This window comes from Agrobacterium radiobacter, from assembly GCF_040801995.1.
GTDB classification, from domain to species: domain Bacteria; phylum Pseudomonadota; class Alphaproteobacteria; order Rhizobiales; family Rhizobiaceae; genus Agrobacterium; species Agrobacterium radiobacter.
The window spans coordinates 505628-531941 of record NZ_JBEGHX010000002.1 but is presented as its reverse complement, the minus strand read 5'-3'; the positions used below and the strand labels follow the sequence as shown (position 1 = coordinate 531941).

The window sequence follows — 26314 nt, the reverse complement described above, 5'->3', positions numbered from 1 at the left end:
AACAGGCTGTGGGCTTTCAAAACCACCAGCAGACGCCGCCGCAGTCCCTCACTGCGGCGGTTGTTTCGCCCCTTAAAAGCACGTTTCTCGGCGTCGCGCTCGTCAGTGGCGTGGTCAACATACTCGCGCTGACGTCGCCGCTCTTCATGCTGCAGGTCTATGACAGGGTGCTGGCAAGCGGCAGCCTGCCGACACTGGTCGGGCTCGCTCTTCTCGCACTTGGCCTTTACGGCTTTCAATGCCTGCTTGATATCATCCGCGCCCGCGTCCTGATCCGTATCGGCGAAGACTTCGATATGCGCCACTCCAGCAGGGTGCATGACGCCGTGGTGCGCCTGCCGCTCGTCAATCGCATGCCGGGCGATGGTCTGCAGCCGTTGCGCGATCTCGATAATGTGCGCGGTTTTCTGTCCGGCACGGGGCCGACCGCGTTTTTTGATCTGCCGTGGATGCCGCTTTATCTCGGCATATGTTTTCTGTTTCATTTCTGGATCGGCGTTACGGCCCTTGCCGGCGCGATACTGCTCGTCTCCCTTACGATCCTTACCAATATTTTCTCGCAGAAGCCGATCCGCGACACCATGGTGGAAAACATGGCCCGCAACCGGCAGCTGGAGGCCTCGCGCCGTAACGCCGAAGTCGTGCAGGCCATGGGGCTGGGTGGTCGGCTTGGCAACCGCTGGCAGAATTCCAACGAGGCCTATCTCGCCGCCAATCGCAAGGCGGGTGATGTGGCCGGCGGTCTCGGTAATATTGCAAAATCCCTGCGTGTGGTGCTGCAATCGGGCATTCTTGCGGTTGGGGCATGGCTTGTCATCAACCAGGAAGCGTCCGGCGGCGTGATGATCGCCAGTTCGATCATGATGGGTCGGGCCTTGGCGCCCGTTGATCTTGCCATCTCCAACTGGAAGTCCTTCGTGGCCGCCCGCCAAAGCTGGGCGCGGCTGAGGGAGCTTTTCGCGCAGATGCCAGCCAATGCCGCCGCCATGGCGCTGCCGAAGCCTGAAAAGGAATTGCGGGTCGAAAACGTCACCATCGTTCCGCCAGGAGAGAGAAAGCCGACGGTCACCGGTCTCGGTTTTGTCGTGAGCGCTGGAAACGCGCTCGGCGTTATCGGCCCCTCCGGCTCGGGTAAATCCACGCTTTCGCGCATTCTCGCCGGCGCGTGGATGCCGGCTGCCGGCAAGGTACGACTGGACGGCGCAAGTTTCGATCAGTGGGACCGGGAAACGCTCGGCCGCCATATCGGTTATCTGCCGCAGGGCGTTGAACTGTTCGACGGCACGATCGGTGAAAATATCTCCCGTTTCGAGGATAATCCCGATCCCGAGGCCATCATCGCGGCGGCCAGGGCTGCCGGCGCGCATGAGCTGATCCTGCGTTTCGAAAAGGGTTATGACAGCGATATCGGCGAGGCGGGTTCGGCGCTTTCCGCCGGGCAGCGCCAGCGCATCGGTCTTGCCCGGGCTCTTTATGGTGATCCCTTCATCGTCGTGCTGGACGAGCCGAACGCCAATCTCGACGCGGAAGGCGAAGCCGCCGTGGTGAAGTCGATTTCTTCGGTCAAGGCGCGGGGCGGTATCGCCGTCGTCGTCGCCCACCGGCCGAGCGCCATCGGTGCCGTCGATTTCATTCTGATGATGGAAGAGGGACGGATGAAGGCCTTCGGCCCGCGCGACGAGGTGTTGTCGAAGGTGCTGCGCGCTCCGCAGGCGCAGACAGCCAAGGGATTTACCGCATCCGCCCAGACGGTCTCGCCGCTGCGCGTCGTCGCCAATACCCAGCCTCAGGTTGCTGTGTTGGAAGAGGTCCGTGAAGAAAGCAGCCAGGAAGGAGATGCGGATGTCAAACATTGATCAGCGCAGCCATGTGTCCCACTCCATCCGCAAACATCTTCTTGCCGGTCTTGCCACTGGCGTTGTGCTGCTGGGTGGTGTCGGCGGGTGGGCCGCGACGACCAATCTTGCCGGCGCGGTGGTTGCCTCCGGCCATCTGGTGGTGGATTCCTACAGCAAGAAGGTGCAGCACCCGAGCGGCGGTGTCGTCGGTGAAATTCTGGTGAACGAGGGCGACAGGGTGAAGGCCGGCGATGTGGTCATGCGCCTCGACGCGACCCAGACCCGCGCCAATCTCGCCATCGTCACCAAACGTCTGGATGAGTTGAATGCGAGGATGGCAAGGCTGGAGGCCGAGCGTGACGATCTGCCGGAACTCGTCTTTCCGCAGACTCTCATCGTGCGAAAGGACGATCCCGATGTCGCCTCCGCCATGCGCAGTGAAACCAAGTTGTTCGAATTCCGCAAATCTTACCGCGAAGGGCGGAAAGCGCAGCTTTCGGAACGCATCACCCAGTTCGAACATGAGATCGAAGGGCTGAAGGCGCAGGAAGTCGCCTATGATAACGGCCTCGCCGTGCTGGAGGCGGAAATTACCTCGCAGAAATCCCTGCGCGAACAGGGTGTCGTGTCCGTGCAGCGGCTGAACAGCCTGCAGACACAGGCCGCGACATTCGGCGGTGAGCGCGGCGAAAAAATCGCTTATCAGGCGCAGACGGCGGGCCGCATCACCGAAACCAGACTGCAAATCCTGCAGATCGATCAGGAATTACGAACCGAGGTCGGTCGGGAACTGCGCGAGATACAGGCCCAGATGGGGGAATTCGTCGAGCGCAAGGTCGCCGCCGAAGACCAGCTGAAGCGCATCGATATCGTCGCGCCGCAATCCGGCATGGTGCATGAAATGGCCGTGCATACCGTGGGCGGCGTGGTGACCCCGGCCGATCCGATCATGCTCATCGTCCCTGACGGCGACGAGCTGGCGCTGGAGGTGCAGATCGTTCCGAAGGATATTGATCAGCTGCAGGTGGGGCAAAAGGCGATGTTGCGCATGACTGCCTTCAACCAGCGGGTCACGCCGGAACTGGAAGGCCATGTCAGCCGCATTGCGGCTGACATCACCACCGATCAGCGTAGCGGCCTCTCCTATTATCTGGCACGAATTTCCGTGCCGGTCTCCGAGCGGCAGAAGCTGAACAATGCGCCGCTGGTGCCGGGCATGCCGGCCGAGGCCTTCATTCAGACCAGCGAAAGGACGGCGCTGTCCTATATCGCCAAGCCGCTGACGGACCAGATCAGCCGCGCCTTCCGGGAGGAATAGGAATTCGAACCCGGCTTCCGGGCGTTATCCATCGTCGCCAAAACGGAAGCCGGCGAACCCTTTTGTCTGTGTCGGGATCGCCCAGACGCCGCCCGAAAATGGTGCTTTGTTCAGCCGGTCCTCGGACATGTTGTGGCGGTGTGATGTCAGGAACAGGATATTGAAATCGGGCCCTCCGAAGCAAGGCATGGTGGGGTGCGGGACAGGGGCCGCGATGACCTCCGCCTGCTTGCCGTCGGGCGTGAAAACGTTCAGCAGACCGGCGGAAACGCCTGCGCTGTAATAAGTGCCGTTGTTATCGAGACAGCCGCCATCGGGTCTTCCTGTCTCTTCCGTCATCTGGGCCACCAGCACGCCTTCATCGAACCTGCCGTTCCTGCTGTCGAATTTTCGCCGTCGTATCCATTTCTGGACGGAATCGCTCTGCCACATGATCGATCCGTCCTGGGAGAAGGCGAGCCCATTGGGGCATGTCAGCCCGGTCTGCATGCGCTCGGTGTTCTTTTCGGTGATCCGCCAAAGTTCGCCATATGGCTCCATGTCCGGGAGCGGCACATTGTGCATGGTTCCCACCCAGAAAGCGCCGTCGGGGCCGATCCGGCCGTCGTTCAGCCGGCAGGGGATGCCGTCCGGTGCCGGAATGGAATGGAGAAGGCGCGTTTTGCCGCTATCCGGATCGAGGATGATAATATCCATACCGCAGGCGACGATAAGATCGCCGTTCTGACAAAGCCCGAGGCTCGATACCGTGTGCGGGAACGACCATTCGCGATAGAAGCCCGGCTCAAGCGCTGCAGATCGCACCGTTCTGCCGAGGATGTCACACCAGAAAAGCACCTGTCGCCGTTCGTCCCAAACAGGGGATTCCGCAAGTGTGCTCATCGTGTCGCAAAGAAGTTTCGCCTGCGACATGGCAAGCGTTTGTGCGGGATTTGCCGTATTCATGATGCTCGAACCGTTGAGAAAGATGCCGCAGAATTATTCGAAATAGTCCTGATGGTTCTCGAAAACCTGCGAAAGAATGCCGAGGACGCGCCTTAAGTGCTTGCGCAAATCGTCGGCCGCACGGGCTTCGTCCCCGGCCTTGATCGCGTCGTAAACCGCCTCGTGTTCGGAGAGCAGGCGTGCCATATGCGCCTCGTCGGTGATGGCGAGTGCACGCAGGCGATCCAGCCCCGCCTTTTCGCGGATCAATAGCGTTTCCAGTCTCTCGAGACCCGTCGCAGCAGCAAGCGCGCTGTGGAACTGGTCGTCATGTACGCGGAAAGCCTTTCTGTCTCCGCGGCGCATGGCTGCACGCTGGCCATTCAGGGCGTGTTCGATCTCCAGCTCGGCTTCCGCCGTCAGGCCGATCTGGCAAAGCCTGCTAACCGCTGCAACCTCCAAGGCCTCGCGGATGAATTGCGCGCTGCGAATGTTCTTTTCCGATAACCTCGAAACATAGGTCCCGCGGCTTGGCAGGGTGACGATCAGGCCGTCATCCCGCAGGCGGCTCAGCGCTTCGCGCACCGGCGTTCGGCTGGAACTGAAGGATTGCCCGATTTCGTTTTCCGAAACCGCCTGGCCGGGAAAAAGCTCCCGCGAAAGGATGGCCGATTTCAGCGCGGAATAGATCTGGTCAACGACCGGACGGTGAAGGTCCAGTCGTTCCATCGTCGGCACGGTGCCACCTGTTACGGGAATTTTCGGCATATACCCTCCAGCGTTTTCATAACCGGTATACCGGAACACAAGTGTGTTGACAACCGGCATACCGGTATGCAAATGATTGCGCATTGGGAAGGAGGCTCCCGAAATGCAAAATATCAAGACCTGCGTCATCGTCGGTGCCGGAATGGTAGCGAAGACGCATGTGCTTGCCTGTGCGGCAAGCCCAGAGAAAATTCGCCTGAAGGGAATCGTTGATGGTGGTTCCGGCCGCGCCAGGGCGCTGGCCGCGGAAGCGTCGAAACACACCGGATACGATGTCGTCGTTTATTCCTCTGTCGAGGAAGCGGCGCGCGATGCGGATGTCGATTTCGCCATCATCGCGACGCCACCGAATGCCCGCATCGATATCGTCGGACAGCTCGCGAAAGCGGGCAAACACATCCTGATGGAAAAGCCCGTCGCCCGGAATACGCAGGAAGCCAATGGTCTTGTGGCTCTCTGTCGTGACGCTGGCGTCACGCTCGGCATCATCTTCCAGCACCGCATGCGGGCTGCATCGCAGAAAGCCCGTGAGCTTGTCGATGGCGGCACGCTCGGAGCGCTGGGGCTCTGCGAAATTTCTGTGCCGTGGTGGCGTGCGCAATCCTATTATGATGAACCGGGCCGCGGCACCCTGGCGCGCGATGGCGGCGGCGTTCTGATCTCCCAGGCAATTCATACGATCGATCTGGCATTGAGCCTCACGGGGCCGGTCGCCCGTGTTCAGGCCATGGCGGCGACGACGCGTTTCCATCGCATGGAAACCGAAGATTACGTTTCTGCCGGTCTGCGCTTCAAGAACGGCGCTGTCGGTTCGCTCGTCGCAAGCACCGCAAGTTTCCCCGGCGCTGCGGAATCGATCCTCCTGCATTTCGACAATGCCAGTATGCGGCTCGCCTCCGGCCTGTTGCATGTCGACTGGCGTGATGGCCGGCACGAGACTTTCGGCGGCGCGGCCGCCGGCACGGGCGGCGGCGCCGATCCCATGGCTTTCACGCATGAATGGCATCAGGGCGTCTTCGAGGATTTCGCAGACGCCATCTCTTCAGGACGCCCGCCGGTCGTCACCGGTGACGCGGCTCTTTTGTCTCACAGATTGATCGACGCGATCATCAACTCGGCCGACACCGGCAAGGAAGTGGAACTGCAGGATGACTAAAGCAATCAAGTTCGTCGCTCTTGGCATAGAGCACCGGCATATTTTCGGCATGGCCCAGAATCTGCTGGACGCCGGTGCGGAATTTGCCGGCTGGTGGACCGAAGGCGAGCCCGATGTCGTGGAGGGCTTCGTCAAACGCTTTCCGAATGTGCCGCGTGCCGCTTCCAAGGAAGCCCTGCTTGCAGATGGCACCATCGACCTCGTGGTGATTGCCGATATCCCCTCCAAGCGTGCCGATCTTGCCATCGCCGCCATGGAAGCCGGCAAGGATGTCATGTCCGACAAGCCCGGCTGCACCACCTTCGAACAGCTCGATCGCCTTCGCCAGACCGTGGCCAAGACCAAGCGCATCTGGACAGTCGATTTCTCCGAGCGTTTTGAAGTTCCGAGCGTGACCAAGGCGGCTGAACTCGTCGCGCAGGGCGCCATCGGCCGCGTTATCCAGACCGTCGGCCTCGGCCCGCATCGTCTGAACCGCCAGATCCGTCCGAAGTGGTTCTTCGAGCGTGAAGCTTACGGTGGCATCATCACCGATATCGCCAGCCACCAGATCGACCAGTTCATGTTCTTCACCGGCTCGACCGAAGTGGAGATCGTGGCTGCCACCGTTGCCAATTATGCCAACCCTGATGATCCGGGCCTGCAGGATTTCGGCGAAGTCGTGCTGCGCGGTGACAAGGGCCACGGTTATATCCGCGTCGACTGGTACACGCCCGATGCGCTGCCGACCTGGGGTGACGGCCGCCTGACGATCCTCGGCACCGAGGGTTACATCGAGCTGCGCAAATATGTCGATGTCGGCAATACGGAAGGCACCGACCGCCTCGTTCTCGTGAATGGCGACCGCTGCGAGTATATTGATGCTTCCGATGCTGGTTTGCCCTATTTCGCCCGTATCTGCGACGATATCCGCAACCGCACGGAAACGGCAATGACGCAGGAACACGTCTTCAAGGTCTGCGACCTCTCGCTTCAGGCACAGGCCAAGGCTGAGGGAGTCTCGAAATGATCGGTGTTGCCATCATTGGCGCCGGCATCGGCGCCCAGCATCTGAGCGGCTATCGCGCACTGCCCAAACGCTTTGTCGTCAAGGCGATCTGCGATCTCGATCTGGAGCGCGCCCGCTCCGTCGCCGGCGATGATACCTCCATTCGTCTGACTACCGATCTCGATGAGGTTCTGGCCGACGAGAGCATCCAGCTCATCGACGTCTGCCTGCCGCCGCACCTGCATTTCCCTGTCACGCTGAAGGCGCATGCTGCGGGCAAAGATGTGGTCTGCGAAAAGCCCCTGGTCCGCTCGCTGGAAGAGGCCAACGCGCTGATCGACTCCGTCAAGAAGACCGGTCGCGGTGTGTTTCCGGTCTTCCAGTACCGTTTCGGACACGCCATGCGGCAGCTGCGCGCGCTGATCGATGCCGGTCTTGCGGGCAAGGCCTTTGTCGCAAGCTCGGAAGTCCATTGGAACCGGGGCGCCAGCTATTACGACATTCCGTGGCGCGGTACATGGAAGGGCGAGTGCGGCGGCGCGATCCTCGGCCACGCCATCCACGCCCATGATCTTCTCTGCCACGTTCTCGGCCCAGTCGACGAAGTTTTCGCCATGGCCGACACGCGCGTCAACAAGATCGAAACCGAAGATTGCGCGGCGCTCAGCTTCCGCATGAAAAGCGGTGCGCTGGCGACGAGCTCGGTCACGCTAGGTGCCGCCGAAGATACCTCGCGTCTGCGCTTCTGCTTTGAAGGGTTCACTGCCGAGAGCGGCACGCTGCCCTACCGCCCGGCTGAAGACACATGGCGTTTCATCGCCCGTGCACCGACGACGCAGGATCAGATCGACGCCGTTCTGGCAACGGTGGCCGATGGCGAAAACGGCTTTGCCGGTTTTGTCGAAGCCATTGCCGACGCGATGGAAGGACGCGGCGGCAAGGAAGTGACGGTTCATGACGGCTTGCAGTCCATCGAACTCGTCACCGCCATCTATCGCTCGGTCAGGGAAGGAAAGCCGGTTCGCCTGTCCGACGCCGCTGAAGGCGAGTGGATCAAGGGCTGGGCACCGCGCGCATCCGCCAACGCATAATCATCTAAAGGGAGGAAACCAGATGACCAGAAAATACAGCATGGCACTGGCGCTCGCCATTGGCGCAGCGTCCTTTGCTGGCGCCGCCCAGGCGGCGCAGGAAGTGCGCTTCACCTGTGCTTATGACGGAAACGGCTGTGAGATCCTCAAGGACATTCTCGCCCGTTACGAAAAGCAGCATACGGACGTCAAGATCGTCACTGACGTCGTGCCTTACAAGGCGCTTCTGGAAGGCCTGCCCGTGCAACTCGCCGGTGGCAGCGGCCCGGATTTCGCAACCGTAACCGACCTTGGCGGTCTCAACCGCTATTATCTCGATCTCACGCCCTATGTGGACGCGAAATATTGGGAAGACAATTTCTCGAACGTGCTGAAATGGTACCGCAGCGGCCCTGACGACAAGGGCATCTACGGCATGCACACCCAGCTCACCATCACCGGCGCTTTCATCAACCGCACCCTGTTCGATCAGGCCAATGTGGCCGTACCCGGCAAGGATGCAACGCTGGACGATTGGGCGAAGGCTGCTAGTGCCGTCGCCAAGGCAACCGGTACGCCCTATCCGATGGCCATCGACCGTTCCGGCCACCGCATTGCCGGTCCGGCCATTTCCTATGGCGCAAAGATTTTCGACGCCGATGGTAAGCCCATTCTCGTCGATGAAGGCTTCACGACCTTCGTGAAGAAATTCGTCGAATGGAACAAGGACGGCACCATGGCGCGCGACGTCTGGGCCGGACAGGGCGGTAACACCTATCGTGACGCCGCGCAGGAATTCATCAACGGCCAGCTGGTCTATTATTATTCCGGCAGCTGGCAGACCGCGCGTTTCGACAGCCAGGTCGGCGATGCGTTTGACTGGGAAGTCGTGCCGCAGCCCTGTGGTGGCGCTGCCTGCACCGGCATGCCTGGTGGTACCGGCGTTGTCGGCTTCAAGCAGACCAAGAACCCGAAAATCGTTGCCGACATCCTGAACTTCCTCGCTCAGGATGAGAATTATCTCGACTTCACCGTTCGCACCCGCAACGTTCCGGCCCACAAGGCCGTGGCCGACAAGGGCGTGACCTATACCGGTGCGACGCCTGCGACGCAGAAGGCCATGAACGCCTGGCTGGACCAGATCCCCGGCCTCAGCCCGATTGCCTACACCTATCAGGGTTACAAGAACAATCGCGCCATGTTCAACATCTCCGTCCAGCGCATCACGCAGGCCATCGTCGGTGAAAGCACCGTTGATGAGGCCATGGCCCGCGCGAAGACGGACCTCGAGGAAGCGTTGAAACAGGCAAAGTGATCCATCGCCTTCCGGCGCGGTGCATGCCGCGCCGCGCCGGATCGAAGGAGGACCCTCATGTATAAATTTCTTGCGCCCGTCATGGGCATCGTCGAACTGCCCTTTGCCTTCCTGCAGAAGGTTCTCGGCCATCGGCGGATCGCGTGGGTATTTCTCACACCAAACCTGATCCTGTTCGCGGTCTTCGCCTTTCTGCCGATCGTGCTGAACATGGCCTATTCCGTGACCGGCAGCGAACACATATTGCTTTCCGAACGCCCTGCCGTGGGCGGCGAAAATTTCTCGGTCCTTCTTTCCTGTCAGAACTACCTCGACCCCAATTCCTGTGAGCGTGACCTGTTCTGGCGCTCCGTCTGGAACACGGTTTTCTTCGTGGTGCTGCAGGTGGGTTTCATGGTCGGCTTTTCGCTGATCACGGCCATCGTGCTCAACCGCGATATCCGGGCGCGGGGGTTCTTCCGTGCCGTCTTCTTCTTCCCCGTGCTGTTGTCGCCCGTCGTTGTGGCCTTGATCTGGAAGTGGATTCTCCAGCGTTTCGGCGTTCTCAACGCCGCGATGGAGGGCCTCGGCCTCGGTTCGGTCGACTGGTTGCTCGAAGCCAATCTTGCCTTCGGCTGGTCGGTCTTCCTCTCAGTCTGGGCGCATATGGGCTTCTACACGCTAATTCTTCTGGCCGGCCTGCAGGCGATCCCGCGCGATGTCTATGAGGCGGCGCAGCTCGACAAGGCAAGCCCTTGGCGCATCTTCCGGCGCATTACGCTGCCGCTGCTTGCACCCACCATGCTCGTCGTTCTCGTCCTGTCGCTCATCAAGGGCGTGCAGACCTTCGATGAAGTCTTTGCCTTCACGGGTGGCGGCCCGGGTTCGGCGACCACCTTCATCATTCAGTTTATCTATCAGACCGGCTTTGCCGGGACGCCCCGCAATTTCGGCCTTGCGGCTGCCGCTTCGCTGCTGCTCGCCGTGGTGCTCGTGGTGCTGACCGCCCTGCAATTCCGGGCAAACAGGAGCAAGGTCGATGGCTAGGATTGGCGCATTTCTGACCCGTACCCGCGGCCGCAACGGTAAGCTGCACTGGACCGACTGGCTGTCCTACGCCTATCTCGGCGTGGCCGTGCTGATGATGTTCGGCCCCGTCGTCTGGCTGGTGCTCTCCTCGTTCAAGACGGAAGCCGATCTGCAGCGTTTCCCGCCGCGCCTCCTGCCCTATGCGCAGGAAACCGTGGTGGTGGACGGGCAGGCAGCGCCGCTGCCGGCCTATGTCGACAAGGATGGCCGCAAGTTCGGCATGATCAGGCGCATCGGCCTCGTTGCCCAGGTGGTTGACCCGGCAAAGCCCACTGAAGTCCTGAAGATGCAGTTCAACGAGCTGAAGCCGGCTGAAAAGGTGGCGCTCGCCACGGAAAACTACACCGAGCTTTTCCAGCGCTTCAATTTCCCGCTCTATTTCTGGAATTCGACCTTCATCACGGTGACCTCAACCCTCATCATGCTGATCGTCAACTCCATGGCGGCCTTTGCGCTCTCGAAATACCAGTTCAAGGGCAGGGGCGTGGTGCTGGCGCTGGTTGTCGGCACGCTGATGATCCCGCAGACCGTTGTGCTGGTGCCGCTGTTTCTCATCACCAGCCAGCTGGGCATGATCAACAGTCTCTGGGGCGTCATCATTCCCGGTGCCGCCACCCCGACCGGTGTCTTTCTGCTCCGGCAATATATGCTGACGATCCCGGATGAAATCCTCGATGCCGCCCGCATGGACAAGGCGAGCGAATGGAAGATCTACTGGCGCATCATCCTGCCGCTCTCGGCGCCGGCGCTTGCCGTTCTGGCGATCCTTGCGATCATGTGGCGCTGGAACGATTTCCTCTGGCCGCTGATCGTGCTGACCCGCAATGACAACTTCACCCTGCAGCTGGCGCTCAACTCCTTCCAGGGGGAGATGACGACGGAATGGAGCAATCTTCTGGCCATGACGGTGCTGACGCTTGCGCCGATCGCGCTGGTCTTCATGTTCCTGCAAAAATACATCGCCACCGGCATTGCATCGACGGGCGGCAAATAATCCTCAGGGAGGAAATACGACAATGGCAAGTATTCAGCTTCGTCAGGTCAAAAAGACATATGGTGCCCTCGATGTGATCAAGGGTGTCGATCTCGATATCAAGCACGGCGAATTCTGTGTTTTCGTTGGCCCTTCCGGCTGCGGCAAGTCGACCCTGCTGCGCATGATCTCGGGCCTTGAGGAATTGAGCGGCGGCGACATCGTCATTGGCGGCGACGTGGTCAACACGGTGCCGGCCGCAGATCGCGGCCTTGCCATGGTGTTCCAGTCCTACGCCCTTTATCCGCATATGACGGTTCGTGAAAACCTGTCCTTCGGGCTTGAGAATATCGGCACACCCAAGAAGGACATCGTTGAAAAGATCAACCAGGTGGCCAAGATGCTGCAGATCGACCAGCTTCTGGAGCGTCGTCCGAAGGATCTGTCCGGCGGTCAGCGCCAGCGCGTCGCCATTGGCCGCGCCGTCGTGCGCGAACCGCGCGTGTTCCTTTTCGATGAGCCGCTTTCCAACCTCGATGCGGAACTGCGCGTCGACATGCGCGGCGAGATTTCCAGCCTGCACCGGCGTCTCGGCAATACCATGATCTACGTGACACATGATCAGGTGGAAGCCATGACCATGGCCGACAAGATCGCCGTTCTGCGCGCCGGCAAGCTCGAACAGTTCGGCGTGCCGCTCGATCTCTATAACCGCCCGGCCAATCTCTTCGTGGCGGGCTTCATCGGCTCGCCGAAGATGAACTTCTTTGCCGGCGAAGTGACCTCAGATGCAACGCCGTCCCTGAAGATCGCCACCGGCGAACTGATCCCCCTGCCGCAGACCGGTTTTGCCTACAAGCCCGGTCAGAAAGTGACGCTCGGTGTCCGTCCGAACCATGTGCAGGCGGGTGGCGAAGGCGCACTGACCATGTCTGTGCGCACCGCCGAACAGCTGGGCGGAGAGTCCTATCTTTACGGCACTCTCGGTGATGGCACCCGGGTGACGCTGCATCTTTCCGGCCAGACCTCGACATCGGCTGACGAAGTCATCCGTCTGTCGGTGCCGCTGGAATACATCCATCTTTTCGATACGACGAGCGGGCTGACGCTCCGGCAGGACTGACAGCTCCAGGCGCAACCCGCAACGCAGGACCATTGACATGACCGATAAAAAACTCCGTTCCGACCGCTGGTTCGCGCCCGACGACCTGCGCAGCTTCGGCCACCGCTCGCGCATGATGCAGCTTGGTTATGCGGAGGAGGATTTCGTCGGCAAACCCGTCATCGGCATCCTGAACACATGGTCGGAGCTCAACACCTGTCATTCGCATTTCCCAGAGCGGGTGAAGGATGTGAAGCGTGGTGTCCTGCAAGCGGGCGGCTTCCCCGTCGAAATGCCATCGCTCTCCGTCGATGAGAGCTTCACCAAGCCGACATCCATGCTCTACCGCAACATGCTGGCGATGGAGACGGAAGAAATGATCCGCTCGCATCCGCTTGACGGCGTGGTGCTGATGGGCGGTTGCGACAAGACGACACCCGGCCTCGTCATGGGCGCGATTTCGGCCGGCGTGCCGATGATCTATCTGCCTGCAGGCCCGATGTTGCGCGGCAATTATGCCGGCAAGGTTCTGGGTTCCGGTTCGGATGCCTGGAAATACTGGGACGAGCGACGTGCCGGTAACGTCACGGACGAGGAATGGCGCGGCGTGCAGGGCGGTATCGCCCGCTCCGCCGGTGTCTGCATGACCATGGGCACAGCTTCGACCATGACCGCCATCACCGATGCGCTTGGCCTCACCCTGCCGGGAGCTTCCTCCATTCCGGCGGTAGATGCCGAACACCAGCGCATGTCGGCAGGTTGTGGCCGACGTATCGTGGAGATGGTGGGCGAGGAGCTGACGCCGGACCGTATTCTGACCGCGACGGCGTTTCGCAATGCCGCCATCGTCGCCATGGCGACCGGTTGCTCCACCAATGCCGTCGTGCATCTGATCGCCATGGCGCGCCGCGCCGGCGTGCCGATGACGCTGGACGAGCTGGACGAACTTGGCCGGGTCACGCCGCTCATCGCCAATGTCCGCCCCTCCGGCAAAGACTATCTGATGGAGGATTTTTATTATGCCGGCGGTCTGCGCGCGCTGATGAAGCAGCTGGAAAGCCGTCTCGACTGTTCGGCGCTGACCGTGACCGGCCGCAGCATGGGTGAAAATCTCGAAGGCGCGAAGGTCTACAACGACGACGTCATTCGCTCGCTCGACAATCCGGTTTATGCGGAAGGCTCGCTTGCGGTGTTGCGCGGCAATCTTTGCCCTGACGGCGCCGTCATCAAGCCCGCTGCCTGCGATCCGAAATATCATGTGCACGAAGGCCCGGCGCTGGTCTTCGACAGCTATCCGGAGATGAAGAAGGCGATCGACGACGAGAACCTTGATGTCACGCCGGATCATGTTCTGGTGCTGCGCAATGCCGGTCCGCTCGGCGGTCCCGGCTTTCCCGAATGGGGTATGCTGCCCATCCCGAAGGCGTTGATCAAGAAGGGCCACCGCGACATGGTGCGCATTTCCGATGCCCGCATGTCCGGCACGTCCTATGGCGCCTGCGTGCTGCATGTCGCGCCGGAAAGCTTCGTCGGCGGCCCGCTCGCGCTCCTGAAAACAGGCGATATCGTGCGCCTCGACCTGCCGCAGCGACGCCTCGACATGCTGGTCAGCGAAGAGGAAATCGCCAGCCGCCGTGCCGCCTGGCAGGCACCTGCGCCGCGTTATGAGCGCGGTTATGGTTATCTCTTCTCCAAGCATGTCACGCAGGCCGATCAAGGTTGCGATTTCGACTTCCTGCAGACGGATTTCGGCCGCACCGCCGGCGAGCCCGATATTTTCTAAGGGGCACCATCATGTTGAAGCGATTGCTCATCACCGGTGCCGGCGGCAAGCTGGGCAGCATGCTGCGCGGGCGGCTTGGCCATGTCGCCGAAATCATTCGTCTTTCTGACGTCGTTGATCTCGGTTCACCAGCATCTCACGAAGAGCTCGTTCGTTGCGCGCTTGAGGACGAGCAGGCGGTCCATGATCTCGTGAGGGGCTGCGAAGGCATCGTTCATCTCGGCGGAGTTTCCGTCGAGAGGGCCTTCGACCCGATTGAGTCTGCCAATTTGCGCGGGGTCTACAATCTCTACGAGGCGGCACGGCTGAACGGCCTGCCGCGCATTCTTTTCGCCTCCAGCAATCACACGATCGGTTATTACCCGCAGGGCAAACAGCTTGCCCCCGATTCCCCCTTTCTGCCTGATGGTCTCTACGGCGTCTCGAAGATTTTCGGCGAGGCGATGGCGAGCCTCTACCATTCCAAATTCGGCCAGGAGACGGCCATTGTCCGCATTGGCTCTTGCGAAGAAAAGCCCTCCAACTGGCGGATGCTGTCGACCTGGCTGAGCTACGGCGACTTCGTTTCGCTGATCGAGGCCACCTTCTGCGTGCCGAAGCTTGGATGCCCGGTCATCTGGGGCGTTTCCGCCAATGATGACAGCTGGTGGGATAATTCCCATGTCGATTTTCTCGGCTGGCAGCGGCGCGATAATGCCGCGCGCTACCGCGCGGAAATCGAACGTGATGTGCCGCGCCCCGATCCCGAGGCTGCGATCGCAAAATATCAGGGCGGCGTCTTCATAGACGAGCCCATTCACAGAACTTGAAACACATCCATCCGCCCATTGCGAGGAGACAGACATGAACAATGAAACGCGCGAAAAACTGATGACGATTTCCGTCGCCACCCTGGCGACGGCGCTTTACAAGCGCGGCCTGCGCAACCAGGTCATCCAGGGCGTGCGCCCGCTGGGCTACAAGGGCAAGAACATGGTCGGCCCGGCCTTCACCCTGCGCTACATGCCGGCCCGCGAAGACCGTAACCAGCTCGTCGAATTCCGCAATCCCGCCCATCCGCAGCGCGTCGCCATCGAAACCTGCCCGCCGGGCCACGTGCTTGTCATGGACAGCCGCAAGGATGCCAGCGCCGCCTCGGCCGGCGATATTCTGGTGACCCGCCTGATGGTTCGCGGCGGTGCGGGCATCGTTTCCGATGGCGGTTTCCGTGATGCGGCCACCATAGCCGAGCTGGATATTCCGGCTTACCACACCCGTCCTTCCAGCCCCACCAACCTGACCAAACACGAGGCGATCGAAATCAACGGCCCGATAGGCTGCGGCGATGCGCCGGTCTTTCCCGGCGACATCATCGTTGGTGACGCGGATTGCGTCATCGTCATCCCCGCGGGCATTGCCGACGAAGTTGCGACCGAGGCGGTGGAAATGACGGCTTACGAAGATTTCGTGGTGGAGCAGGTCAAGGCCGGCCAGACGATCATCGGGCTTTACCCCTGCACCAAGGAAGAACACCAGACGGCTTTTGCCGAATGGCGCAAGAAGAACAACCGCTGAACCTTATAGCCAGCCCAGTGCTTTCGCCGCGCGGATCGCCTCCGCGCGGCGTTTGCAATCCAGCTTGCGGAACAGGTTGCCGAGGTGAAACTTCACCGTCACTTCGGAAATGTTAAGCGTCTGGGCGATCTTCTTGTTCGACATGCCGCTGGCCAGAAGTTGCAGCATCTGCGCTTCCCGCTGCGAAAGCCCGCCATGCAGGGCGCGTGCCTGCGGTGAATTCACCGAGGCGGCGAAAATCGACAGCGCGGTGCGGACATCGGAAGAGGTTTCGATGAAACTGCGGATGCGGCGATTGTTGAGAAGCGGTGATAGGAAGACGCGCTCTTCCGACAGGACGCCGCTGCAGCCAAGGCGGGTTGCCGATTCAAGCGCGGTCAGAATATGGGCACGGGCGGCGGCATTGTCGCGACGCTGGTGCGCGGCATAGCTCTGCCATATTCTGAGCGCGACTTTCTCGCGGTTGGTGACCTTGGGGTTGGCGATCATCGCGTCGATCTGGCGGGAGAGATAGGCGCGCGGCGTGAAAAGATGCACCGCATCGCGCAGCCAGGCCATGACATAGGCGATTTCATCGCGCCGCGTCAGCCGGGAGAGGTCGTCATGTGCGCTCTCCACCCAGTTGCGGCCCATCGGCATGCGGATCGCGGAAAGGGTTGCAGCGGCATCCGCCCAGCGGTTGGCGTTCTGATAGGCGATGGCCGTCCTGATTTCCATCATCGCATGAAATTGCAGCCCTTCCGACAGATGAATCCACAGACCGTCTAGAAAACCCGGGCGAACGGTCATCGGAAAATGGTCGATCAGCACCTGCGAAGCATAATGCAGGGCGAACTGCATGAGGCTCGGCCATATCTCGGCCGCAGCAAAATGATCGAATTCATGTTCGACGAAATGCAGGAGATCGCGGGGCTTTCCGGCCTCATAGGCAAGGCAGGCTTCCGCCAGTCGCAGCATCCGGAACTCCTGCACCGCATCATGCGGCACCTGTTCCAGCCGCGCGCGGGCCTCCTGTGCTGCGTGACGCGCCAGAAGCACATCACCGCTCATCAGCCGCAACACGATCTGGTGCAGGTGGATGAAGAATTCGAGCAGGGGCTGCCCGCCCATCTTGCGCAGATAGATCAGCGCACGGGCAGCAGCCGCCTCCGCCTCGCGGAAATTACGGCGGCGAATTTCAAATTCCAGCAGTGCATTGTAATAGGCCGCCCACTTGCCGTGATCGTCCATGGGATAATCGGCCATGAACTCGGCGAGACGCGTTATCACCGCGTCATTGGGCGTCAGATCTTCGGCAATCATCAGGTTCAGCCGGAAGGTGCGGGCGGCAAAGGAAAAACGCGAACCACGGGCGAGCACCTTCAGCGGATCGAGATAATCCGATCCGAGGCTTTTGCCGAGCAGATGGCGCACGCGCTGCAATTCACCCTGTTTCAGCAATGCGCGGGTAACGGCAAAGAGCACGGTTTCATTCGTTGCGATCATGTCCTGCGAAAACCGCATGATGATCTCGCGAAACCTGTCGACGCTGCTTCGGTAGATCAGTTCGCGGCCATGGGCGCGTTCAAGAATTTGCGCGGCATGGGTCTCATAACCGCGGTCGAGCAGCATCGCCATGGCCGGGAGCGCATGTCCAGCCTTTTCAAAAGCCGATGCGACCTCCACCACGGCGCTGCCGGCCTGCAAGGTGGAGAGACGTTCTCGCGCAGCCAGGGTGAGAAGCCGTATTAGGGTGGGGTGATTTTCGGGGGTTCCAGTCAGGAAGGGCGGCAGCAGTTCTGTCCATTCCGCCTCGGGTTCTGCGGAGGGGTTTTCGAGCCAGAATGAAAGCTCAACCGTCTGGGCGGGTGAAAGATGCGGCAGGTAGTTTTCCCGAAGATAGTCGGCACACAGCTTTTCATCCGGATGCCGGGCAAGCGACAGAAAGGCCGGCCATCCTGCATAATCCTGCAGTACCAGACGCCGCTGTTGAGGGGGGAGGCTTTCGGTCTCATCTTGCCCTAGCGCCAGTTCATCCGGTCCGATGGTAAGCGAACCGCGATGCAGGATCTGCCGGGCCAGTCCGCTTATCCGTTGATCCGGGCGGCAGGCAATGACCATAAAACGCACCGTTTCCAGAATGGCGGCGGGCATGCGCACCGCCCGTGCGAAAACCGGCACGTCCCATAGAAGGCAGTCATTTGCTGCATCGTCGCTTCGCGGCTGGTGCGTGCGGCATATCTGCGTTCCCAGTTCCTTTGCGAGCATTTCCAGCAGCACGCTTTTTCCCGCGCCCGCCGGGGCGCGCAGAAAGATTACGCCGGCGGTTTCGCTGACGATTCGGCGGCAGAGGCGGGTGCGGGGCAGGAGTGTCATTCACAAAGCGATAGGGTATTTAAGCTTGAAAACCTATACTCATCTTTCAAAAAACTATACCTTTCAGAGATTGTTCAAAAGGGGTGGTGGTGAAAACTTGTGCTCAGGCAACTGATGCACAAGGAACGTTCCACCGATGCAGCAACATCCGCTGGTCGCGATTTTGAACAGGCTCGGCGCTTTCGTGCTGGTCATGATCGCCCTGTCCATCATGATTTTCGTTCTCGCCCGCGTGGTGCCGGGTGATCCCGCCCGCATGGCGCTCGGCCCCGCGGCAACGCAGGAACAGGTGGATGCGCTGCGCGGTGAGATGGGCCTCGATAAGCCGCTGGCCGTGCAATATCTCGACTATATCGGCAATGCCCTGCACGGTGATCTCGGCTTCTCGCTGGTGTCGCAGCGTTCTGTCACGACGGATCTGGCACAGACCGTTCCGGCCACCGTCGAGCTGGTTCTGGTCTCGGTTATCTTCATGTTTGCCGTCGCCATCCCGCTCGGTGTCATCACCGCGCATTACCGCGACCGTCCGCTCGACCATATCGGCCGCATCCTGTCGCTCACCGGCGTGACAATCCCGAGCTTTCTTTTCGCCATTACGCTGCAATTGCTGGCCGCCCGCTTTGTCTCCGGCTGGCCGATTATCGGCAGGATCGATCATGCGCTCGGCTGGCAGGGTGGCCCGACGGGTTTCCTCCTGATCGACGGTACGCTGGTCGGACGGTTCGATGTGGTGCTGGATGCGCTGAAGCACCTTGCACTGCCGGCTTTTGCGCTCTCCATGGCCGGCATCGGCCAGATCACCCGCATCACGCGTTCCTCGATGATCGAGAACCAGCGCAAGGATCACGTGCTTACCCTGCAAAGCTTCGGCGTGCCGGAGCGGGTCATCATCTTCCGTTATCTCTTGAAGCTGTCCTCCATCGCGCCGCTGACGATCATGGGGCTCGAATTCGCCTCGCTGATAGGCAATGCCTTCGTGATCGAAATGGTCTTCGCCTGGGGCGGCTTTGCCTCCTACGGACTGAATTCCATCCTTCAGAAAGACCTCAATGCCGTGACCGCCGTGGTGCTGGTGGCCGGCCTGTTCTTCATCGTTGCGAACCTGATCGTTGATGTCCTGATCTCGATCATCGACCCGCGCCTGCGCCGCAAGGAGGCTCGCTGATGGCTGATATGAAAATGCTCGAACCCACCGATCGCGGTTTAAGCGCTGGTTACATGATGTGGTACCGCTTCAGCCGCAATCCGGCGGCGGTCATCGGTTCGCTGATCCTGTTGTCGGTGCTGGTTCTGGCAATCTTTGCGCCCTGGCTCACACCCTATCCCAAACATATCGGCGCTGTCGTCGATTTCCGGGCGCGTCACATGCCGCCGGATCTGGAGCACTGGTTCGGCACCGACAAGGCTGGACGCGACATCTTTTCCCGTACCGTTTTCGGGCTCAGGGTCTCGCTTCTTCTTGTTGTCGGTGTGCTCGGCATTTCGGTTCCCGTCGGCACGGTGCTTGGTCTGATGGCCGGTTATTTCGGCGGCTGGACTGAAAAAATCATCAGCGGCCTGACGAATGTGATGCTGGCCATGCCGCCGCTCGTCATGGCGCTGGCGGTCTCCAACCTTTTGGAACCGACGCTGATGAACGCCATGATCGCGATCACGCTGCTTTGGTGGACCTGGCATGCGCGGCTGATCTATTCGGTATCGAAGTCCATCGCCTCTGAAGACTACATCGAGGCCGCGCGTCTTGCCGGGGCCGGCCCGTTGCACATTCTCTTTCGCGAAATCCTGCCCAATTGCGTCTCGGTCATATCGGTCAAGACGACGCTGGATGCCGCCTTTGTCATCCTCTTCGGTGCGACGCTGAGCTTCCTCGGTTTCGGCGTCAAACCGCCAACTCCCGACCTCGGATCGATGGTTGCCGACGGGCGCCAGTTCATGCCGGATTTCTGGTGGGAGGTCCTCTGCCCCGGAGCGGCAGTGCTTTACGTGACGCTGGGTTTCAATCTGCTGGGCGACGGCCTGCGTGACATGTTCGACGTGGAAAGCTAAAGCGATGACTGAACCGCTTCTCAAGGTCGAAAACCTCAACGTCACTTTCACCAATTATGGCCGCACGCGGCAGGTGTTGCGCGATGTCGCCTTCACGGTTGCCGCCGGCGAGCGCGTGGCGCTGATCGGTGAAACCGGATCTGGCAAGTCGGTCACCGCCAAGGCGATCATCGGCACCCTGCCGAAGAATGCCGCAATCACGTCCGGCGCCGTCGTCATCGATGGCCGGGATGTGCTTGCCATGCCGAGAAGGGAGCGCGAAGCGCTGAAGGGAACGGCGTTTTCGCTGATCATGCAGGACCCGCTGTCGTCCTTCAATCCGGTCTTCAAGATCGGCACGCATCTCGACGATGTCATGCGCTTTGCCGACAAGCGTGACGGCATCAACTCGTCCAAGGCAGAGCGCCGTACTCGCATCGCGGCGGTTCTGCGCCGCGTGCAGCTTGCCGATACCGAGCGGGTCATGAATGCCTACCCGTCCGAGCTTTCGGGAGGCATGCGCCAACGCGTACTGATCGGGCTTGCGCTGTTGCATCAGCCGAAGCTCCTGATCGCGGATGAGCCCGGTACGGCGCTCGACGTGACCACACAAGATGAAATCCTCAATCTCATCAACCAGCTGGTTGCCGAAGAAAATATGGCGCTGTTGATGATCACCCATAATCTCGGCGTCGTGCGCAAGGTGGCTGACAGGGTCGTGGTCATGCACCATGGCGATATCGTCGAGACCGGCCCCTGCACGCAGATCCTGCATGCTCCCGCTGCGGATTACACGCGTTCGCTGCTGGATGCGGTGCCGCCGCTCTACGGCCCACGCGTCACCGATCTGGCGCAAAGCACGCGCCCGCCGATCGTCACCATCGAAGGGCTGAACAAGATTTACGGCAGGCGTAACGGTTACCACGCCGTGCGCGACGTGAACATAACACTGAAGGATGGCGAGATTTTCGGCCTTGCGGGTGAATCCGGCTCCGGCAAGACCTCGGTTGCCCGCATGATTATGGGCCTTTCGCGCCCGACCTCCGGCAATCTCGTCATCGACGCCCCATCTCCGGGGCGTGGCAAACGGCTGACTCAGATCGTCTATCAAAACCCGGGCACTTCCCTCAATCCGAAGCGCACCGTCAGGCAGACGCTTACCCTACCGCTGAAATCCATCGGCATGGATGGGCAGGCGCGCGAAAACCGGATGCAGGAACTGATGGGGCTGGTGCGGCTGCCGCAATCCTATCTCGGCAAATATCCTCATGAGCTTTCCGGCGGACAGAAGCAGCGCGTCGCCATTGCCCGTGCGCTGGCGGCCGAGCCGAAAATCCTCATCCTCGACGAGCCGACGGCGGCGCTGGACGTTTCGGTGCAGAAGACGGTCATCGACCTCCTGCTGCAGCTGCGGGAGGAGCTTGGCCTGACCTATCTGATGATCTCGCACGACCTGTCGCTGATGCGCAATTTCTGCTCGCGCATCGCCATCATGCTGCGCGGCGAGATCGTCGAGGAAGGGGTGACGTCTGCGGTTTTTGCCGAGCCGGAGCATCCCTATACCCGCGCGTTAATCGCGGCGATCCCCGTCGTCACCGACGAGGAAGAGCGTCTGAAACCCACCGTGACCGAGGAAGAGCGCATGCGCTTCCTCGTAAAAACGACCGATTGATAAAAGAGGAGCCTGACGTGTATCGCGTTGGAATTGACGTCGGCGGCACAAATACCGATGCCGTTGTGTTACAGGATAAAACCGTTCTGGCGGGGGTGAAAGCCTCCACCACCGAGGATGTGACATCAGGTGTCATCGAAGCCCTTGAAAAGGTAATCGAGGCGTCGGGCATCGACAGGGCACACATCGGTGCCGTGATGATAGGCACCACGCATTTCACCAATGCGGTGATCGAGCGGCGGCATATGGACGAGGTCGCCGCCATCCGGATCGGCCTGCCGTCCGGCGCCGGCCTGCCACCGATGGTCGACTGGCCGGATGACCTCCGGGAAATCGTTGGTAACCACGGTTATCAGGTCCGCGGTGGATATGAATTCGACGGACGCGAAATCTCAGCCCTCGATGAGGACGAGATTGTCCGCATCGCCGCCGATATCCGCGCAAAGGGCCTGAAGGCCGCGGCCGTCACCTGCGTCTTCAGCGGCATCAATGATGCGATGGAAGTGCGGGCGAAGGATATCCTGCAGGAGCGCTGCCCCGGCCTCCCGGTGGTTATGTCCAAGGATATCGGACGGCATGGTCTGCTCGCCCGCGAAAGTGCTGCGATCATGAATGCCAGCCTTCTTTCGCTTGCGGACCGCACCGTTGCCGCTTTCGGCGAGGCGCTGAAGGCAGCGGGCATAACCTGCCCGTTCTACATCACCCAGAACGACGGCACGCTGATGGCGGCGGATGTGGTGCGCGGCTTCCCTGTGCTCACCTTCGCCTCCGGCCCGACGAATTCCATGCGCGGCGCTGCTTTCCTCACCGGCCTCAAGGATGCCGTGGTCGTGGATGTCGGCGGCACCACCTCCGATGTCGGCTCGCTGTCGCACGGCTTTCCGCGCCAGGCGTCCACGACGGTGGATATTGGTGGCGTACGCACCAATTTCCGCATGCCGGATGTGTTCTCGATCGGTCTCGGTGGCGGCTCGCTGGTGGTCAATGGCGAACATGGCCTCACCGTTGGCCCGAAATCAGTCGGTTACCGCGTCCGCCGTGAGGCGCTCTGCTTCGGCGGCACGACCCTGACTGCAACCGATATCGCTGTCGCCTCCGGCAAGGCGGACGTGGGCGAGAAGGCTCTGGTTTCCACTCTGGACAAGCGGCTGGTGGATGCCGCAGTCAAAAAGATCAACGACATGCTCGAGTCCTGTGTGGAGCGCAGCCGCATCTCGTCATCACCGGTGCCGGTGATCGCCGTTGGCGGCGGCTCCATTCTCATGCCTGACCGTATCGGTGATCTGGATGTCATCCGCCCCGAGAATTTCGCGGTGGCGAATGCCGTGGGTGCAGCGATCGCGCAGATTAGCGGCGAGACGGACCGCGTCTTCTCGCTGATCGAGGGGCGCACGCGTGAAAGCGCGCTTGCGGAGGCGGAGGCCGAGGCACGCGAAAAGGCGATTGCGGCTGGCGCAGTGGCCGAAACGCTGGAAGTCATCGAGCGCGAGGATATGCCGCTTGCCTATCTGCCCGGCAATGCCACCCGCATTCATGTGAAAGTCGTTGGAGAAATGGGAGCCAATCATGGCTGAGACGCGCAAGCTGAAATATGACGAAGCGGCATTGCGTACGCTGACGAGGGAAGATCTCGACGCGCTGGAAATCGGTGCGGGCATTCTCGGCACCGGCGGCGGCGGCAATCCCTATCTGGGCAAGCTACTTGCACTCGAGGCCATGAAGGCCGGTTACGAGATGAAGATCCTTGCGACAGACGCCATCGAGCCGGACGCGCTTTGCATGTCCATCGGCGGCATTGGCGCCCCCGTCGTCGGCGTGGAGCGCATTCGCGAGGGCCGTGAGGGGCTGCGTTGCCTGCGCGCCATGGAAGAGCTGATCCGCACGCCGGTAGACGCCATCGTCTGCGAGGAAATCGGCGGCTCGAACTCCATGAACCCGCTGGTGACGGCGGCGCTTGGTGGCCTGCCGATCCTCGATTGCGACGGCATGGGCCGGGCTTTCCCAGAGATGCAGATGACGACCTTCTCCATCTATGGCCACAGTTCGACGCCATCGGTGATGTGCGACCTGCACGGCAATGCCGTGATCTTCAGCCACGCTGTTTCCGAAGTCTGGCACGAGCGCATGGCCCGCGCCTGCGTCGTTTCTCAGGGCGGCGGCGCAATGCTGGCGACCGCGCCGATGCAGGCCCACTACGTGCACCAGTATGGTATTCCGAAAACCTACACCAAGGCGATCGCGCTCGGCGAGGCGGTGATCCGTGCCCGCAAGCAGCAGGAAGACCCGATTGCGGCAGTCTGCGCGCTTGAAGGCGGACGGCGCATCTTCAACGGCAAGATCACCGATTTGAAACGCCATCTGCGCGGCGGTTTCGCCGTGGGCGATGTCGAGCTTTCCGGCTTCGACGATTGCTCGGGCCAGACGGCGAGCGTGGCGATCCAGAACGAATTCCTGCTGTTCCGCCGTGACGGCAAGGTGGAAGTGACCGTCCCTGATCTGATCGTCTTGCTCGATGTCGATACCGGTTACCCGATCACCACCGAAGTCCTGCGTTACGGCCAGCGCGTGGCCGTGGTCGCGATCCCCTGCCACGATCTGCTGCGCAGCGCCCGCGCGCTCGAAGTCGTTGGACCGGCGGCTTTCGGTTACCCGGACATTCCTTTCTCACCGCTGCCCGTCCCGGTCGGCAAGGCTGCCTAACCATAAGCGGGGCAAATGACCCGCAATAAAGAGGAGAACGACAATGAAAATGCCAGGACTTTCTTCCCGCCTTGCCCTGCTTGCGCTCGGCACGGCAATCGCGTTGCCACTTGTTTCTTCCGTTGCTTTTGCGGATGACAAGGTTTCGGTCGCGGTCAACACGATGCAGATATTCAGCTCGCTCGACCCGGCGAAAGTGACTGACTATACCGGCTACATGGCCATCGTGAACATGTATGACGGCCTGACCACGGTGAACGCCAAGGGCGAAATCGTGCCGCATCTGGCGAAGTCCTGGGATGTTTCGGAAGACGGCCTGACCTACACCTTCCACCTGCGCGACGATGCGGAGTTTCAGGACGGCACGGCGGTAAAGGCTGCCGATCTCGTCTGGTCGATCCAGCGCCTGCTCGGCATCAACAAGGGCCCGTCGAACCTCATCGTCGGCGTCCTGAAGCCCGAAAACGTCACCGCGCCTGACGATGCGACGCTGGTCATGAAGATCGAACGCCAGTTCTCGCCATTCATGGCGGCCACGCCGCTGATGATGGCGATGAACAAGACGCTGATCGAAGCCAGTGCCAAGCCCGAAGACAAATGGGGCGAGGCCTATGTGGGCGAACATTCCGCCGGTTCCGGCCCTTACAAGCTCGTCAGCTACAACCGTTCTGCCGATATGGTCATCGCCCGCAATGCGGACTATTTCCTTGGCTGGACCAAGGGCAAGCCGATTGACGAAGTGCGCTTCGTTCAGACGAGCGACGACGCCACCGTCAAGGCGCTTGCGGAAAAGGGTGAACTTGGCCTTTCCTCGCACGGTCTTGGCAACGACACCTATGAATCCATCGGCCGGATGAAGGGTTACAAGCTCATCCAGACCCGCACCGCCGGCGGTTTCGTCATCAAGCTGAACACCAAGGTTTACCCGACCGACGACGTTCACGTTCGTCGCGCCATTGCCTATGCAACGGATTACAAGACGATCCAGGAAGTGATCTATCCCGGTTTCGACATGCAGGGACCGCTCTCCGACGCTTTCAAGGACGCGCATAACGGCGATATCCAGCCCGGCGTCTACGATCTGGAAAAGGCGAAGGAAGAGCTGGCGAAGTCGAAATATGCCGGCCAGAAGATCACGCTCGTCAACAGCTATGTCGCTTCGCTGGCCTTCGAGGCGGAAGTGGCGCTGCTTTTGCAGTCCAGCCTCGAGCAGATCGGCATCACGCTCGATATCAAGCCGGAGCCGTGGAACCGCATCGTGGAACTTTCCTCCAAGCCCGATACGACGCCCGCATCGACGCAGGTGAACATCTCGCCGACCTACCCGTCGCCGGATGCGATGTTCTACAACCAGTATCATTCCAAGGCATCAGGCACATGGATGTCGATGGAATGGCTGCAGAACGCGGAAATCGACGGGTTGATCGACAAGGTCCGTGCCACGACCGATACCAGCGAACAGAACGCAACCTACAAGGAACTGCAGACCAAGATCGCCGATCTTCAACCGGATGTCTGGGCGGTTGCGCCGAACCGCCGTTATGCGGCGAACAAGTGCCTTCAGGGTTACGAGTTCATTCCCATGCAGAGCTGGGACCTGAACTTCTCCAACTTCCATTGGGACTGCAAGGCGGAGTGATCTCCGTCCCATGAAAAGCGGTCCCGCCGCAGGGCGGGGCCGATGAGACTTGGAACGATAAAGGGA

21 protein-coding genes are annotated in these 26314 nt (G+C 60.8%); 18 read left to right on the top strand and 3 right to left on the bottom strand.

The features are described from left to right. Positions 1-8: 8 nt before the first annotated feature. Both MRBLRC7O_RS16340 and MRBLRC7O_RS16335 read left to right on the top strand, forming a co-directional pair. Positions 9-1856, top strand: coding sequence for a type I secretion system permease/ATPase (locus tag MRBLRC7O_RS16340; RefSeq protein WP_112495220.1), 1848 nt, complete (start codon positions 9-11; stop codon positions 1854-1856). Then, entirely contained in the window at positions 1843-3156 is a 1314-nt protein-coding gene (locus MRBLRC7O_RS16335) for an HlyD family type I secretion periplasmic adaptor subunit (protein WP_003506792.1), read from the top strand. The genes MRBLRC7O_RS16340 and MRBLRC7O_RS16335 overlap by 14 nt, the downstream gene beginning before the upstream one ends. A 24-nt stretch (positions 3157-3180) precedes the next feature. Here the strand turns inward: MRBLRC7O_RS16335 and MRBLRC7O_RS16330 are convergent, their stop codons facing one another. Together MRBLRC7O_RS16330 and MRBLRC7O_RS16325 are read right to left on the bottom strand one after the other, a co-directional pair. Continuing rightward, positions 3181-4101 carry an SMP-30/gluconolactonase/LRE family protein gene (locus MRBLRC7O_RS16330; RefSeq protein ID WP_020808675.1) on the bottom strand — a complete coding sequence of 307 codons (921 nt, stop codon included), beginning with the start codon at positions 4099-4101 and terminating at the stop codon, positions 3181-3183. A 33-nt stretch (positions 4102-4134) separates the two neighbouring features. Beyond that, positions 4135-4848 (bottom strand): GntR family transcriptional regulator, encoded by a 714-nt coding sequence (locus MRBLRC7O_RS16325; protein ID WP_020808676.1) that lies wholly within the window; start codon positions 4846-4848, stop codon positions 4135-4137. Between the two features lie 103 nt (positions 4849-4951). On the opposite strand from MRBLRC7O_RS16325, the gene MRBLRC7O_RS16320 reads away from it, so the two are divergent. Genes MRBLRC7O_RS16320 through MRBLRC7O_RS16275 form a run of 10 tightly spaced genes read left to right on the top strand, consistent with a single transcriptional unit; the run spans position 4952 to position 15857 of the window. Beyond that, the gene (locus MRBLRC7O_RS16320; protein WP_020808677.1) at positions 4952-6004 is read left to right on the top strand and encodes a Gfo/Idh/MocA family protein; all 1053 of its coding nucleotides are present in this window, start codon (positions 4952-4954) and stop codon (positions 6002-6004) included. Further along, positions 5997-7013, top strand: a complete 1017-nt coding sequence (locus tag MRBLRC7O_RS16315; RefSeq protein ID WP_020808678.1) for a Gfo/Idh/MocA family protein — start codon at positions 5997-5999, stop codon at positions 7011-7013. The genes MRBLRC7O_RS16320 and MRBLRC7O_RS16315 overlap by 8 nt, the downstream gene beginning before the upstream one ends. Continuing rightward, the gene (locus tag MRBLRC7O_RS16310; protein WP_003506782.1) at positions 7010-8083 is read left to right on the top strand and encodes a Gfo/Idh/MocA family protein; all 1074 of its coding nucleotides are present in this window, start codon (positions 7010-7012) and stop codon (positions 8081-8083) included. Before MRBLRC7O_RS16315 ends, MRBLRC7O_RS16310 begins: the two co-directional genes overlap by 4 nt. Positions 8084-8105: 22 nt before the next feature. After that, on the top strand, positions 8106-9377 hold the full coding sequence (locus MRBLRC7O_RS16305; protein ID WP_020808679.1) for an ABC transporter substrate-binding protein: 1272 nt from the start codon (positions 8106-8108) through the stop codon (positions 9375-9377). Positions 9378-9434: 57 nt separating this feature from the next. Next, positions 9435-10403: a carbohydrate ABC transporter permease gene (locus tag MRBLRC7O_RS16300; RefSeq protein WP_003506778.1), complete on the top strand. Its 969-nt coding sequence runs from the start codon at positions 9435-9437 to the stop codon at positions 10401-10403. Beyond that, positions 10396-11439: a carbohydrate ABC transporter permease gene (locus tag MRBLRC7O_RS16295; protein ID WP_060726924.1), complete on the top strand. Its 1044-nt coding sequence runs from the start codon at positions 10396-10398 to the stop codon at positions 11437-11439. Before MRBLRC7O_RS16300 ends, MRBLRC7O_RS16295 begins: the two co-directional genes overlap by 8 nt. A gap of 22 nt (positions 11440-11461) precedes the next feature. Continuing rightward, positions 11462-12541 (top strand): ABC transporter ATP-binding protein, encoded by a 1080-nt coding sequence (locus MRBLRC7O_RS16290; protein WP_060726923.1) that lies wholly within the window; start codon positions 11462-11464, stop codon positions 12539-12541. Between the two features lie 37 nt (positions 12542-12578). Next, positions 12579-14303, top strand: coding sequence for an L-arabinonate dehydratase (gene araD / locus MRBLRC7O_RS16285; RefSeq protein ID WP_060724821.1), 1725 nt, complete (start codon positions 12579-12581; stop codon positions 14301-14303). Between the two features lie 11 nt (positions 14304-14314). After that, a complete protein-coding gene (locus MRBLRC7O_RS16280; protein ID WP_112539591.1) occupies positions 14315-15112 on the top strand; it encodes an NAD-dependent epimerase/dehydratase family protein in 798 nt (265 codons plus the stop codon). A 34-nt stretch (positions 15113-15146) separates the two neighbouring features. Next, positions 15147-15857: a ribonuclease activity regulator RraA gene (locus MRBLRC7O_RS16275; RefSeq protein ID WP_003506768.1), complete on the top strand. Its 711-nt coding sequence runs from the start codon at positions 15147-15149 to the stop codon at positions 15855-15857. A 3-nt stretch (positions 15858-15860) separates the two neighbouring features. Here MRBLRC7O_RS16275 and MRBLRC7O_RS16270 read toward each other — a convergent pair whose 3' ends face one another. Continuing rightward, positions 15861-18212, bottom strand: a complete 2352-nt coding sequence (locus MRBLRC7O_RS16270; RefSeq protein ID WP_162690263.1) for a helix-turn-helix transcriptional regulator — start codon at positions 18210-18212, stop codon at positions 15861-15863. A gap of 136 nt (positions 18213-18348) precedes the next feature. Between MRBLRC7O_RS16270 and MRBLRC7O_RS16265 the strand changes: the two genes are divergently transcribed. From MRBLRC7O_RS16265 to MRBLRC7O_RS16240, 6 genes are read left to right on the top strand one after another with little or no spacing between them, the layout of a single operon-like run. Beyond that, a complete protein-coding gene (locus MRBLRC7O_RS16265; RefSeq protein ID WP_060726920.1) occupies positions 18349-19377 on the top strand; it encodes an ABC transporter permease in 1029 nt (342 codons plus the stop codon). Next, positions 19377-20258, top strand: coding sequence for an ABC transporter permease (locus MRBLRC7O_RS16260; protein ID WP_060726919.1), 882 nt, complete (start codon positions 19377-19379; stop codon positions 20256-20258). The genes MRBLRC7O_RS16265 and MRBLRC7O_RS16260 overlap by 1 nt, the downstream gene beginning before the upstream one ends. A gap of 4 nt (positions 20259-20262) precedes the next feature. Continuing rightward, positions 20263-21909: an ATP-binding cassette domain-containing protein gene (locus tag MRBLRC7O_RS16255; protein ID WP_060726918.1), complete on the top strand. Its 1647-nt coding sequence runs from the start codon at positions 20263-20265 to the stop codon at positions 21907-21909. 17 nt (positions 21910-21926) lie between these two features. Beyond that, positions 21927-23483 carry a hydantoinase/oxoprolinase N-terminal domain-containing protein gene (locus MRBLRC7O_RS16250; RefSeq protein WP_060726995.1) on the top strand — a complete coding sequence of 519 codons (1557 nt, stop codon included), beginning with the start codon at positions 21927-21929 and terminating at the stop codon, positions 23481-23483. After that, positions 23476-24609 (top strand): S-methyl thiohydantoin desulfurase family protein, encoded by a 1134-nt coding sequence (locus MRBLRC7O_RS16245; protein WP_013761623.1) that lies wholly within the window; start codon positions 23476-23478, stop codon positions 24607-24609. Before MRBLRC7O_RS16250 ends, MRBLRC7O_RS16245 begins: the two co-directional genes overlap by 8 nt. A gap of 43 nt (positions 24610-24652) precedes the next feature. Beyond that, positions 24653-26248 carry an ABC transporter substrate-binding protein gene (locus MRBLRC7O_RS16240; RefSeq protein WP_060726917.1) on the top strand — a complete coding sequence of 532 codons (1596 nt, stop codon included), beginning with the start codon at positions 24653-24655 and terminating at the stop codon, positions 26246-26248. Positions 26249-26314: the final 66 nt, after the last annotated feature.

Bases quoted from the DNA above. Each gene is read 5' to 3' on its own strand.
- MRBLRC7O_RS16335 (WP_003506792.1), top strand. From the start codon at position 1,843: ATGTCAAACATTGATCAGCGCAGCCATGTGTCCCACTCCATCCGCAAA.
- MRBLRC7O_RS16330 (WP_020808675.1), bottom strand. From the start codon at position 4,101: ATGAATACGGCAAATCCCGCACAAACGCTTGCCATGTCGCAGGCGAAA.
- MRBLRC7O_RS16325 (WP_020808676.1), bottom strand. From the start codon at position 4,848: ATGCCGAAAATTCCCGTAACAGGTGGCACCGTGCCGACGATGGAACGA.
- MRBLRC7O_RS16320 (WP_020808677.1), top strand. From the start codon at position 4,952: ATGCAAAATATCAAGACCTGCGTCATCGTCGGTGCCGGAATGGTAGCG.
- MRBLRC7O_RS16315 (WP_020808678.1), top strand. From the start codon at position 5,997: ATGACTAAAGCAATCAAGTTCGTCGCTCTTGGCATAGAGCACCGGCAT.
- MRBLRC7O_RS16310 (WP_003506782.1), top strand. From the start codon at position 7,010: ATGATCGGTGTTGCCATCATTGGCGCCGGCATCGGCGCCCAGCATCTG.
- MRBLRC7O_RS16305 (WP_020808679.1), top strand. From the start codon at position 8,106: ATGACCAGAAAATACAGCATGGCACTGGCGCTCGCCATTGGCGCAGCG.
- MRBLRC7O_RS16300 (WP_003506778.1), top strand. From the start codon at position 9,435: ATGTATAAATTTCTTGCGCCCGTCATGGGCATCGTCGAACTGCCCTTT.
- MRBLRC7O_RS16295 (WP_060726924.1), top strand. From the start codon at position 10,396: ATGGCTAGGATTGGCGCATTTCTGACCCGTACCCGCGGCCGCAACGGT.
- MRBLRC7O_RS16290 (WP_060726923.1), top strand. From the start codon at position 11,462: ATGGCAAGTATTCAGCTTCGTCAGGTCAAAAAGACATATGGTGCCCTC.
- araD (WP_060724821.1), top strand. From the start codon at position 12,579: ATGACCGATAAAAAACTCCGTTCCGACCGCTGGTTCGCGCCCGACGAC.
- MRBLRC7O_RS16280 (WP_112539591.1), top strand. From the start codon at position 14,315: ATGTTGAAGCGATTGCTCATCACCGGTGCCGGCGGCAAGCTGGGCAGC.
- MRBLRC7O_RS16275 (WP_003506768.1), top strand. From the start codon at position 15,147: ATGAACAATGAAACGCGCGAAAAACTGATGACGATTTCCGTCGCCACC.
- MRBLRC7O_RS16270 (WP_162690263.1), bottom strand. From the start codon at position 18,212: ATGACACTCCTGCCCCGCACCCGCCTCTGCCGCCGAATCGTCAGCGAA.
- MRBLRC7O_RS16265 (WP_060726920.1), top strand. From the start codon at position 18,349: ATGCAGCAACATCCGCTGGTCGCGATTTTGAACAGGCTCGGCGCTTTC.
- MRBLRC7O_RS16260 (WP_060726919.1), top strand. From the start codon at position 19,377: ATGGCTGATATGAAAATGCTCGAACCCACCGATCGCGGTTTAAGCGCT.
- MRBLRC7O_RS16255 (WP_060726918.1), top strand. From the start codon at position 20,263: ATGACTGAACCGCTTCTCAAGGTCGAAAACCTCAACGTCACTTTCACC.
- MRBLRC7O_RS16245 (WP_013761623.1), top strand. From the start codon at position 23,476: ATGGCTGAGACGCGCAAGCTGAAATATGACGAAGCGGCATTGCGTACG.
- MRBLRC7O_RS16240 (WP_060726917.1), top strand. From the start codon at position 24,653: ATGAAAATGCCAGGACTTTCTTCCCGCCTTGCCCTGCTTGCGCTCGGC.